Source organism: Alicyclobacillus sp. ALC3, assembly GCF_028751195.1.
Lineage (GTDB): Bacteria > Bacillota > Bacilli > Alicyclobacillales > Alicyclobacillaceae > Alicyclobacillus_L.
Genome location: NZ_CP066784.1, coordinates 1,944,629 through 1,956,557 on the forward strand (window position 1 = coordinate 1,944,629; position 11,929 = coordinate 1,956,557).

At 47.7% G+C, this 11,929-nt stretch carries 14 protein-coding genes and 1 pseudogene; 3 read left to right on the forward strand and 12 right to left on the reverse strand.

The features are described 5' to 3' along the window. Positions 1-394: 394 nt before the first annotated feature. The 4 genes and pseudogenes from JC200_RS24415 to JC200_RS09155 form a co-directional block, all read right to left on the reverse strand. Positions 395-865, reverse strand: a pseudogene (locus tag JC200_RS24415) (TniQ family protein); the annotation flags it as partial. A 425-nt stretch (positions 866-1,290) separates the two neighbouring features. After that, positions 1,291-2,157 carry a DMT family transporter gene (locus JC200_RS09145; RefSeq protein ID WP_274435954.1) on the reverse strand — a complete coding sequence of 289 codons (867 nt, stop codon included), beginning with the start codon at positions 2,155-2,157 and terminating at the stop codon, positions 1,291-1,293. 164 nt (positions 2,158-2,321) lie between these two features. Further along, positions 2,322-2,543 (reverse strand): EamA family transporter, encoded by a 222-nt coding sequence (locus JC200_RS24420; protein WP_274435955.1) that lies wholly within the window; start codon positions 2,541-2,543, stop codon positions 2,322-2,324. A gap of 14 nt (positions 2,544-2,557) precedes the next feature. After that, a complete protein-coding gene (locus JC200_RS09155; protein WP_274435957.1) occupies positions 2,558-3,142 on the reverse strand; it encodes a DMT family transporter in 585 nt (194 codons plus the stop codon). A 22-nt stretch (positions 3,143-3,164) separates the two neighbouring features. On the opposite strand from JC200_RS09155, the gene JC200_RS09160 reads away from it, so the two are divergent. Continuing rightward, positions 3,165-3,668 (forward strand): GNAT family N-acetyltransferase, encoded by a 504-nt coding sequence (locus JC200_RS09160; protein ID WP_274435958.1) that lies wholly within the window; start codon positions 3,165-3,167, stop codon positions 3,666-3,668. A gap of 179 nt (positions 3,669-3,847) precedes the next feature. Here the strand turns inward: JC200_RS09160 and JC200_RS09165 are convergent, their stop codons facing one another. The 6 genes from JC200_RS09165 to JC200_RS09190 form a co-directional block, all read right to left on the reverse strand. Further along, positions 3,848-4,495, reverse strand: coding sequence for a cation diffusion facilitator family transporter (locus JC200_RS09165; protein WP_274435959.1), 648 nt, complete (start codon positions 4,493-4,495; stop codon positions 3,848-3,850). A 16-nt stretch (positions 4,496-4,511) separates the two neighbouring features. Continuing rightward, complete coding sequence (locus tag JC200_RS09170; RefSeq protein ID WP_274435960.1) at positions 4,512-4,853, reverse strand: ArsR/SmtB family transcription factor; 342 nt, start codon at positions 4,851-4,853, stop codon at positions 4,512-4,514. Positions 4,854-5,040: 187 nt separating this feature from the next. Further along, positions 5,041-6,285, reverse strand: coding sequence for an MFS transporter (locus tag JC200_RS09175; protein WP_274435961.1), 1,245 nt, complete (start codon positions 6,283-6,285; stop codon positions 5,041-5,043). A 243-nt stretch (positions 6,286-6,528) separates the two neighbouring features. Further along, entirely contained in the window at positions 6,529-7,434 is a 906-nt protein-coding gene (locus JC200_RS09180; RefSeq protein WP_274435962.1) for an IS1595 family transposase, read from the reverse strand. Between the two features lie 49 nt (positions 7,435-7,483). After that, complete coding sequence (locus JC200_RS09185; protein ID WP_274435963.1) at positions 7,484-8,140, reverse strand: MBL fold metallo-hydrolase; 657 nt, start codon at positions 8,138-8,140, stop codon at positions 7,484-7,486. A 50-nt stretch (positions 8,141-8,190) separates the two neighbouring features. Then, positions 8,191-8,847, reverse strand: a complete 657-nt coding sequence (locus JC200_RS09190) for an ArsR/SmtB family transcription factor (RefSeq protein WP_274435964.1) — start codon at positions 8,845-8,847, stop codon at positions 8,191-8,193. 213 nt (positions 8,848-9,060) lie between these two features. Here JC200_RS09190 and JC200_RS09195 point away from each other — a divergent pair, with 213 nt between their 5' ends. Continuing rightward, positions 9,061-9,489 (forward strand): class I SAM-dependent methyltransferase, encoded by a 429-nt coding sequence (locus tag JC200_RS09195; protein ID WP_274435965.1) that lies wholly within the window; start codon positions 9,061-9,063, stop codon positions 9,487-9,489. Between the two features lie 30 nt (positions 9,490-9,519). Beyond that, on the forward strand, positions 9,520-9,642 hold the full coding sequence (locus JC200_RS09200; RefSeq protein ID WP_274435966.1) for a hypothetical protein: 123 nt from the start codon (positions 9,520-9,522) through the stop codon (positions 9,640-9,642). A 96-nt stretch (positions 9,643-9,738) separates the two neighbouring features. On the opposite strand, the gene merA is transcribed toward JC200_RS09200, so the two are convergent. Together merA and JC200_RS09210 are read right to left on the reverse strand one after the other, a co-directional pair. Further along, positions 9,739-11,388 (reverse strand): mercury(II) reductase, encoded by a 1,650-nt coding sequence (merA, locus tag JC200_RS09205; protein WP_274435967.1) that lies wholly within the window; start codon positions 11,386-11,388, stop codon positions 9,739-9,741. A gap of 152 nt (positions 11,389-11,540) precedes the next feature. Then, positions 11,541-11,891, reverse strand: coding sequence for an ArsR/SmtB family transcription factor (locus JC200_RS09210; protein ID WP_338000208.1), 351 nt, complete (start codon positions 11,889-11,891; stop codon positions 11,541-11,543). Between the last annotated feature and the right edge of the window lie 38 nt (positions 11,892-11,929).

Sequence of the window (11,929 nt, forward strand, 5' to 3'; positions counted from 1 at the left end):
AAGTTTGATGTTCATACAAAGTCTTCAACAGAAATGAAAGGTGGAGGATTCTTTTTTGAGACAGACTGTCTCGTGCGTGCTGGAGCAATGTGGGTAGAACAAATGGCAATGCCTCTTCGGCCAGTTGCCGTTCAAAATCCAGTCGCCGCCCGCAAAGTAAATAAAGTATGCGCATGGCAACCTCGGGCGGGTCGATTAGAGAGCCCCCTGGTTCAAGGAGGGTACATAACGCCTCATGTATCCATCGCTGTTGCTCTCGTTCGTCGCCGTCAATCGCTCGTGCTTGGCATTTGATAAGTGAAGATCCGCAGTGAGGACATGCATCGAGGGCTTCGACATCCCGGAAGCTGATTTGTTTTTTGCAACTAGAACATGTGTCGACCAGGTACAGTTTGTGTTCAACACAGGATGTTACACAACTCATCTTCCATAGTAGCCGATAATATATTCTCTCCTTCAAACACGTGGGACAAAACCGATATGAACTCAATATCATGCCCGACATGAAGCGAGTCCGTTGAACGTCTTCCCTTGCGCCAAACTTGGTTAGTAAAGGTTGAAACGTTGTACGCAATAGTTCCTCCACTGTACGCCCGGTTAAATTTGCGAACTTCCCCATGTCCACTAAGCTTCCGGGAGATATATCAAGCAGTCCGAAATCCGCTCGCTGAACGTACTTTTGCTCCCAACTTTTTATGGAGTTTAAGACGGTCAAGACCGGAATCCCGTTTTGATGGGAGAGACGGCGCAGATAGCCCCAAAATGACTCTCCGGGCAGCGGTTTCGGGCGAACTGCAAAAAGGGTGTTTCCCATTTGTAACTCCTTCCAGTATGAACTGGGATCAGTTATTCCCAAACGGTGCATAAACAATAATCTGAACACGGACTACCTAAATAACGACTGCCGACTGCGACATTCCTCAACCGATGCCACGGTGACTACCGCTGTACGATACGCCATTCAGTTCCAAAGCCTTCATTTGCATCATTTTGGTCAAGACGGAATAGGCCGGTGAATGGCGAGAGCACCAAGCCAAACCTTTAGGATCGGAACCGACAAAGTCATACATCGACCTTCGTCAACACCCAACAGTGATTGTCTATAACAGCCCAAGCCTCATCTTTGCTCAGGTATTGACGCATCCTGCCCTCCTCCCCACCCTCTCGTTTGGGGTACCATTGAACATCATGTGGCTGTGCTCCAACTATAGAAACCGCCCGTGCCGGGCGTACCCAAAAGAAAAGAGAGCGGTTGCCAACCGCCCCCTATTCGTTCATTTCTACGTCCATTTATTCCCTTATCACGAGCATAACTCCTGCAAGAATTAAAGTCGCACCAATCCAAAACGTCATTGTCACTTGCTCGCCAAGAACAAGCCACCCTAGAAATGTCCCGACGAGCGGCTGAAAGAAGAAATACAAGCCACCACTTGCTGCATCAACCATCTGCAAGCCCTTGTTCCAGAGAAAGAAGGCACCTGCTGTCGAGACGATGCCGAGGTATAGCACACCGCCCCAAAGGACTGGGTGGGACAATATGTTACCCAATCCGTGCATTTGTCGAATGCCGACTGGCGTAATCACAATGGTCGCTACGAGGATGGCGTAAGTCGTGACAACGAGCTGTGAATGGGCCGTCGACACTCGTTTTACCAACACGGACATTAACGCCCATGTAAGCGCAGCGATAAACAGGATCACCCCACCGAGTTCGTAAGAACTTCCGAATCCACCGATGCCAACAATCATCAGGACCCCAATGGTTGCCAATCCGACGGATAACGCTTTTCGGAGTGTGATCCTTTCGCCTAGAATCAGTCGTCCGAAAACGACCATCAACGCCGGCGTCGATGATGTAATCATAGCGCCCATCTGTGCCGTAGTCAGCTTTGTTCCAAGGAACTGAGTCCAAATGGATATTGCATACCCAACAATTCCAATGGCAACAACCACAGGTACATCTCGCCAACGTATTCGCCACGATTGCCTTGTTGCGAGTATGGCAAGTACCAGCGCCGCAAGAGCGACGACATACCGCAACCAAACGAGCGCAAGTGGTTGAACGACTTCCAAAACGATTTTGCTCACTACATACATGCCGCCCCATATGCTTGCGGCAAGCGCCAAGAGGACGGCACCCAAATATCTCTGCCTCATTTAATTCCCTCCGCCTTGTCGGATTTGGCGTGTTCCCGACGAAGGGATATGAATCAATCCGCTTCGCTCAGGAGCGAAGGGATGCTGGAACATCGTTTTCGAATAACATGTTGTAATACACAACTATCACCTCCGTCGAACCAAAACAAGTCATACCGCATGTACTACTCTTGTTGGTTAGATCCCTTGCGAGCTAAGATGGCCACTGTCACAATGATGCACAATCCTCCAAGCACTGCCGCCAAACCCATTTCCACGTGCAGGAAAGCAACAGCGATAGTTGCTGCCGAAAGTGGTTCGCCGCACGCTAAAAGGCTTGTTTCAGAAGCAGAAATATACTTCAGACTGGCAATGTAGACGTAAAATGCGATGAGCGTGCCGAACACTACAACAAAACTTACTAGCCACCACGTTCCGAGCGTGCTATGGCCTGAAAAGTGCCACGGCGGAGTGATAAGCCCATTCCGATACTACCAATGAGCATCCCCCATCCAGAGACGGTTGCAGCGCCATACTTCTGCAATAAGGCTTTTGGATAGAGCGTATAGAACGCAGCAGTTAGTGCTGAAATGGTTCCCCAAACTACCGCCAACCATGCAACTGAAAAGCTGTGGAAATTTCCATTTGTTACTAGCAGAAAAGCACCAGTCAGCGCAAGAATGACAGCCACCAATTGAGACGTGTGCGGCATACGACGACTCCGCAATGCTACATACACGGTTATGAAAATTGGCCCCATGTACTGGAGCATCGTACCGGTGGCTGCGTTACCGTACCGGATCGAGGCGAAGTACGAATATTGAACTCCCAGCAAGCCGATGATTCCTAGAAGAACCATTCTCACGGCGTCTATTTTATCCTTCCACACTGCAAAGGTTTGCACCAGACCAGAGCGTATCGAAACGCCGATCAAAAGTGACAGTCCCGAGATGCTCATGCGCACCGTGACTAACCAGCCCGGATTAAATCCATACCGTTGAAACAACACTTGGGCAGCTTAGAGAGGAATGGACTGTTCAGCAACGAACATAGTAAATGCCAAATCTGGTGGAAACTACAAGGGAATCGGGAAAGCCGTGGTCAAGTTGGTGCCAATGACAATTGAGAAGTATGAGACGTGGTTGGACGCTAATGTAAAGTTTCATGCCGAAGAAAAGGTGCGAGTGGGCAACGTCTCGGCTGAAGAGGCGATGCAGGTTTCACAGCATGAGTTTGAACAGATAATGCCTGATGGATTAGACACCTTGGATACCTATCTCTTTAATGTCAAAGATGAAAACAGTGACCAAGACGTCGGCTGTTTATGGCTGAAGGTGCGTGATGAAGGGAAGGGAATGTTTATTTATGGCATTGAAATGAACGAAGATGCAAGGGACAAGGGTTATGGACGACAAACCATGCAAGCTCTCGAAGCCCTCGTGAAGCAAATGGGTATCCCCAAAATATCGCTACATGTTTTTGAATACAACGAAGTTGCAATTAATTTGGCGTCTTCGGAATATAGTGTTTAAATCCCATGTTAGGCATTAGGATCTCCGGTGAGACCATTGAATAATTATACGACCCAAATGGGCTATCAAGCAAAACCCCTATTCAGTTAACGCCCCCATGTGCGCAATAAATTGTCTACCACGTAAAGAACAAGCAAACGTATAAAGGCAACCCGTAGTCGGACCGCCTTTATATAAACTTAGATATGACAGCACCCACAAGCGTCTTCTTTTCCCCTTGCTTCCTCGATTGCTTCCCATCCCTCTTTGACCACGTAATAAACGAGAGCTAATGCCGCTACGGAGTCAATCCACCACCAACCCAGAACAGCGGTCAGTACCACACCGGCTATGAGAATCCACGACATGTATGCACAGACCATGCTGCAGGAGCCGTCCGAACGAAGAGCCTTGCTACCAATGTCCGTTCCAATTCGCTTCTTTGTTCGTGACAAATATGGCATGATAATGCCGGACGCAATGGCTAAGCCGAGTCCAAGGTAACTCGTGTCAGCTCCCTGGTGGCTGACCAGCTTAACAATGGACGCGACAACGATGTAGACCGCGAGCAAGAGTAAGGCGACTCCCACGACCCATGACGAAGTCTTCTCTGCCCGCTTGATATGAGCTAAACTTGCTCCACGGGACTCAACTGTCAACCGCCAAAGTAAAACGCCTCCAGCGACGAGTTCAATCACACTGTCAGCACCGAAGGCAGTCAGAGCTAAAGAATGTGCAATAATTCCTGCGCCAATTGCGACGACTGCTTCAATGACCATCCAGGCAATCGACATCAACTCGATGTTCACACCCTTGCGAAGTGATACATTGTGTGTTGGTCTAGACACGCATTAAACACCTCCCTTATTTATCTTCGTTTGCGCAGTAATTCACGCAATCAGCAATACGCTGTGCATTATCCGCCACCACTTCATCGGCAACATTCAACAAGTGCAATATTTTTTTATCAGCCACACGGTAGTACACATGTCGCCACTCTTGCCGATTCAGCACCAATCCACAATCCTTCAAACAAGCCAAGTGGTTAGATACATTGCTTTGTGAAAGACCTGTTTCCGCGCTCAACGAACTAACGGTCTTCTCACCTTGGCGAAGTGCCAATAGTAATGTCAAACGTGAAGGGTCAGCCAACCCGCGAAAAAACTTGGCTCGAACGGATAAAGCGGTGTCAACCGTCGTGCTCACATTCTCCACCTCGTTTCATCACTTCATAACCTGATGATATGATATAGTCACCCATTTCACAACGGGTTGGTGTCTTGTACAGATTATTTATCTTACTTGCAGCTCAATTCACTCTGTAGCGCGAACTATTCTGAGAACATATATAACGGGAACGGACGAACGCGAAATTCACTGCATACGGTATGTCTCAGTTTTTAAGGTCTGTTGCTCTCAACGTTTCCGACATCAAAATGGTTACGGTAACGCCTGACAAAAAGACGATAGCCGCCAACACTATAAAGATGCCGTGGACGCCGATCCAATCTGCACCTAACCCCAGTAAAACTCCCCCGATGGCATAGCCTCCATCACGCCACATGCGATAGACACCAAGCGCAGAGCCGCGCCACGATGGATGCGATGCATCACCAACGGCGGAAAGCAACACAGGGTATACCAGAGCTGTGCCCAACCCCGTGAGTAAGGCGACAATCACCCAGACGGCTAATGAATGTGCTATCAGGGCAAAAGCAATGCCGATTGCGTTTAGGATTTGTCCTGATGCAATCGGAAGTTTGCGTCCTACATGGTCACTCCAGATTCCTGAACCAAGTTGAAGAACCCCCCATGTGAAAGCATAAATACCACTCATTAACCCAATTTGTGCAACTGTAAAGTTACCCCTTGCCATTTGTATAGGCACAAGTCCCCAAATTGCCGTATCGCTCAATTTGTTAATCAAACCCGCCTGACTACAGGCAAACAGTGTGCGGTTTTTGAAACTCACTAAGGTAAACACACGTCCAAGTGATGGTGTCATTTCATGTGATGTTTTCGTTGGCATCTCCAGTTTGGTAAAGGGCAAGGTCTCGCGAATGAAAATCAGTGCGGTTAGAAGTCCGATCACCCCAATTATCTCTGATACGATGAATGGAATCGGTCTGGGACTATAGGCGGAAGCCAAATATCCTGCAATCGTACTGACCGCTGCAACACCAATATAACCACTGAACTCGTTGATACCTAACGCCATTCCTCTTCGTTTCGGTCCAACAAGGTCCATCTTACTGGTGACAGTCATTGACCATGCAAAACCTTGGTTGGCTCCCAGTAAAAGATTTGCAATGACGATCCATGTCCATGATGGAGCCAATATAATAATCAAGGGTACAGGCAGTCCGAACACCCAACCTGCGATTAAGATGGGCTTTCGTCCCCATCTGTCTGCCAATCTCCCTGCAACTAAATTTAAAGGTCCCTTCACGAAACCAAAGGACGCAATGAAGGCAAGTAATACCGCCAACGAACTTAAGTGAAATGTTCTCTGCCCCAGGATCGGCACAACTGTACGCTCAATTCCTACCATAGTTCCAACAAAAGCGTTGTTGACAGCCAGTAAAACAAATTGCCCTATGTTGGGTCGAAGCCCAAGCCTTATAGACTGTTCTTTCATTGCGTTGTCCCCCTATAAAAACGGCGGGAACGGCTGTGACCGTCCCCGTTCCAACTTGTTCATTTCTCGTAACCCATGTTCGTCCTGCGTATCTCATCGAAATTCTCAGGCTTTGGAGGGACATCTTTCGTCATAAATGTTACAAAATCGGTCTCATCACGAATTTGCAGTCCCTTATTGAACTGACGCTCAAAGCCAATCGCACATATCTAGTCTCGTAAGTGACTTGGGCTGAGCCCCCACTTAGGCAGTTTGCCTAACATTTATTGGGGGCGCTAATGCGCAGGTGTTGAGCAGCCGTTCTACGAGCCCGTGCCCCATATGACGACGGTTCAATCTGTACGTAAACTCGGCAGCGTACAGTTGCTTGTACTGCTCCCGTCCATGGTATGTGCCGTCAATGAATGCCTTCAGGTTGCTAATCAAAGTATCGACCCAGTGGAACGTTTCATGAGCGTTTTCGTCACTGGACAACGTCACCACATGCGGGATGTCCATTTCCTTTGCACTGGCGCTGTACGACCAATTCCCGTCCGTCTCTAAGACGACATCAGCCCCGAGATTGCCTTGTAGTACAGGCAGTATCGAATTCTTGCTCAGGTCGTCAACTGCCTCAACGAAGCAGTATTGAGGTTTTCCTTTCTTGAGTGAAACCCCCATGACCATGGGTGACTGCGCTGTACCACGTCCCCGTTTGCCTTTGCTTTTACCGCCGAGGTAGAAGTCATCGACCTGTACGATGCCCTCCAACTTGTACTTGGCGTTTCGCTCCGCCATCGCATGACGGATTTTATGGAGCATATTCCAAGCCGTATCGTAAGAGACACTGATGTGACGCTGAAGTGTCTTCGCAGAAACACCACGCTTGTCATTGCTGACCAAGTATATTGCGAGGAACCACTTGTAGAGCGGCGTTTTGCTCTTGTGAAAGATGGTTCCAGCGGTGACGGAAGTCTGGCGGTGACACTGCTTGCATTCGAACAGCGGGACTCTGCGGTCGGCGTCACGCCTGTGGTTCGCATGAACCAGTAGGGCTTCTGAATGATTACACTTGGGGCAGGTGAAGCCTCCCTTCCAACGCAGTTGAATGAGACGCTCCTCACAGGATTTCTCATCAGAGAACTGTTGCATAAACTCCAGGAGATTCATGAATACCACCTCGATATACGAACGTGTGTTCCTATATCGAGTTTACCACTTACTCCCCACTTTTCAAGCACACCTTACGAGAGTCGATATGTGTGAAGCCAATTGACGAAGCTGGTTTTCCACTCAACGCGCGACCGCAGACTGATCCCGAAAAAGCACCTGGATAGACTTCGATATAGTCATCCATGCCCAGAAACTTTCCAAGACTCTCGAATAAATCAGATGCACCCTTTTCAACATCGGAGGCAAGTTCAGTCCTCCCTACGTCTCCGACCATCAGTGTGTGCCCCGTCAACACAAACCACGGTTTTTCCCCTCTTGATATATCCGTTACAAGCAGGGAAATATGTTCAGGCGTATGTCCAGGCGTATGAAGGACACGAATGACGACATTCCCTGCAATGATTTCATCTCCATCATCGACACCCATAAAAGAAAAGTTGGTTTCTGCTGACCGATGTAACACGTACTTGGCTCCCGTCTTTGCAGCCAATTTGCGCCCACCAGAGATATGATCAGCATGCAGGTGTGTATCAAAAACATGTGTAATCTTCATTCCAGCGGCATTTGCCTGCTCAACGTAAAAGTCAATTTCACTTTCCAGAGGATCAACAACGACACCTTTGCCTTGACCACCGCAACCAAATAGGTATGAAGCCGCAACAGGATTAAAGTGTAGATATTGCCTAAATATCACTTGAATCACCCTTCCTAATGGATTTTTCACTTCTGGTACGTGACGATTTCAGAACGTGCTCAATGTAACGGTTGCTGTTTCCATTCACGGACACCTTCATCAATGCGAATTGCATGAATCCCATGTTCTCTAAGCATTTCAACAGCTTCTACCGCGTACATACAGTATCGCCCCCGACAATAGGCAACTACAGGGCGATTCGTATCTATGCTTAATAAGTGATCCGCAAGTTCCTTCACGGGAATGGAAAAGGCTCCAGGGATATGCCCGTATTCAAACTCCTCTTTGGGTCTTACATCAATCAGATATACCTCATCCACATCCATCCTTGCCTTCAATTCGTCGAGGGTAAGGGGTTCAAACGAATCGCGATTCGAAAGGAATTCGTCCCGCAGTAATCTGACCTCCGCCAAAAGGTCTTCCCCTATCGCTTGAATGAGGAGTAAGAGAGCAGAAATTTTGGCATTGGATAACTGATAGACCGCGTAAGTGCCCTGTTTATCAAATTGAACAAGACGTGCTTGTAAGAGGGTTTGTAAATGCTGAGATACATTCGCAACACTCATTCCCGTTTCAAGCACCAATGTTTCAACATTCTTCGGACCTTGTGATAGAAGGTCTAATATTTCGAGTCTGCGTGGACTGGATAACGCCTTTCCAATCCGCCCAAACTGTTCGTATATTGCATCTTTCCAACCTCGTGTATCGGTACCCACTTTACTCACCTCCGTTTGTAAAGTATTCAATTGATTACTTGAATAATACTCTGACTGTCTGATGTTTGCAAGTCATTGACTTAAATCCCGCTATTTACGGTTGGTAAAAGTTGGACCATCTGATGAATATAGTCTTCTTTTGCGTTTCCCGATTGACTCTTGGTGATGTAGAATTCACTTTGAACCACATAATCCGTCATAGGAGAAGACATTATGTCGAAGTATCGTGAATCTGGAATGCCTTCAGAAGACATTTGGGAAGGGTATTATGAACCAGAAGTAATATTGCGACAACTCAAAGTGGACAAACGTGTGGATACTTTCGTTGATGTCGGGTGTGGGTATGGTACATTCTTACTACCCGCTTCACGATTGGTTAGCGGAACTGCTATTGGTATAGACATAGATAGGGGAATGGTGGAGTCATGCAGGAAGAAAGCAATTAGAGACGGACATAACAACATCATCGCGATTCAAGGCGACATATCTGATGATTCTACAACCAGTATCCTTAAAAGCTACTCTGGTAGTATCGACTACATTTCGCTATTCAACATATTGCATTGTGAAAATCCTGCTTCTTTATTGAAAGTTACTCATAGCTTGTTGAATTCTGATGGTATGATTGGGGTCATTCACTGAAAACGTGAGGATACTCCAGGAGGACCATCTATGGCGATTCGCCCAACACCTGAACAAATTATTCGATGGGCTAATGAGGCAGGGTACGTGGTGGATGTTCAAGTTGACTTGAAACCGTATCATTTCGGATTGGTGTTTGTAAAGCGAAAATGACTGGTTGACCTTGAACTAACGGAGTCCTGAACCTTACTACCTACAATTCGGTTTTCGTAAAGAAGGAGTGAGGAGGCGTGGGTAAGGCTAACCACCTCACCCCGCGCAACACGAGAGTTTAGAAACATCTGTATCAAACGTAAGCGTTGCCAGTTTTAACCCTTCCGCCATGGTCAGATAGGGAGCGAGCGTTCCTTTCAAATCCTCAATCGTAAGACCAAATTTCACAGCTAATACCGCCGAATAAATTACGTCACCCGCGTTTTCAGACACAACATGCGCCCCAATGATTTTGCGCGAAGTTGCGTCGGCTACGAGTTTAAATACACCTGTCGTTTCTCGATTCACAAGTGCTCGTGGAACCGCTTCAAGCGGTAATACCGACGTGATGACATCATAACCTTGTTGCTTTGCGTCAGCTTCGGTCAATCCTACAGTTGCAATCCCTGGGTTCGTGAATGTGACCCCTGGGACAACCGATAGATCCACCTTCCGTCTTTCTTCATCGAAAGCATTCGCCGCAACCGTTGCCCCCTCATAAGCCGCTACATACACAAACTGCTGTCCAAGCGTGACATCACCTGCGGCGAAAATATCGGGGTTACTTGTCGTTAAATACTCATCCACCAGTATTTCACCACGACTGCCCACGTTCACTTTGGCATTTTCGAGCCTGAGTGAACCCGTGTTCGGTGAACGTCGCACTGCCACCAGCAAGGCATCACCTGTGATGACACGAGCTTCACCGTTGACGGTCACATGCACGCTCTTGATTCCGTTCTCTTCGGTCACACGCTCATACGTCGCACCGTGGATGATCTCGATGCCTTGTTCACGCAGGGCAGCTGTCACAGCTTCCGATACCTCTGGCTCATACGATTTTAAGATTCGATTACTTCGTTGAATCATCGTTACGTTTGCCCCAAGGTTAAGCATCATTTGTCCAAGTTCGAGCGCAATGTAGCCAGAACCAATAATCACAAGATGTTCTGGCAGGGCAGTCAGTTCAAGGAGTGATGTACTCGTCAGATAATGACTGTCTCTAAGTCCTGGGATATCGGGTACAAATGGGGATGCCCCTGTTGCAACTAAAAATTTCGAAGCGGTGATCTGCCGTTCCCCAACTTGCACGGTATTCGCGTTTACAAAATGAGCTTCTCCGCGAATGAGGTCAAATCCGTATTCTGAAATTAAATCCTCGTACTTGTGTCGACGTAATTCGCCAACCAACTCGTTTTTCCGTTCTGTTAGTGTTTTTACATCAACAGACCCCGATGAGGTATGTAGACCGATAAATGGATTCGTGTTTGCCAAATGATTGATTTCACCTGCGCGAAGCATCGTTTTGGAGGGAACACAGCCAACGTTCACGCACGTTCCACCAACAGTCCCGCGCTCAATCATGGCAATGCGAGCATTGTATTTCGAGGCTTCGATGGCGGCAGAGAAAGCGGCTCCGCCTGAACCAATGATTACGAAGTCGAAATCAACGCTGTTATCAGGATTAAAGCTTGGTTGTACCTCAGTAGATTCCTGCATTTCAATGCCAACAGGAACGTAACCTGCATCCTGAACCGCCTGAAATAATGCGCTCAGGCTCGTTTCAACGCCCGTTTTGAAACTGGCTTCTCCCTGACGAAAATCTGCTTTAGCTTGCGTTGCTCCAACCGATGAGAGCGCAGATTCGATGTGATCCTCACAACTAGTACAGGTCATACCCTTAATTTTCATCTTGAAATCCTGCATGGTGCACCTCCACATGTATCGAATTCAATTTCTCCACAAACTGATTGAGTAACGAGTGCAATCTCGGTGTAGTTTACCCGTCCACCTTACATTTTTGCGACTGACAGCCATGCAACCTGGGTAAGTTCCACATGTTCCCTCTACATTCGTGTTCAATCGCTGATATGTGCAGCATAGTCTGCCACAATCCCTTCAACCAATTGAATAATTGTGCGAACACGCTCATCCGTGACGCGATACAGCACGTTTCCCTCTTGTCGGGATAAAACGTACCCGCACCACTTCAAACAAGCCAAGTGGTTGGAAACTTGTCCTTGGGATACACCAACCGCTTCGACTAATTCCCCCACACTTTTTCCCCTGTCTAACAACAGCTCTGTTATTTCGAATCGTGTTGCATTGGGGTCACAACTTTCACGTTTACTCCCCACAAAGCATGCACCTTCACATGGAGCTGCATCGACCCCTGTGATATGCCCAATAACGGGTGGTCTATGTCGCACGCGGGTTACATGACCGGTACAATCACCGTCAAATGAAT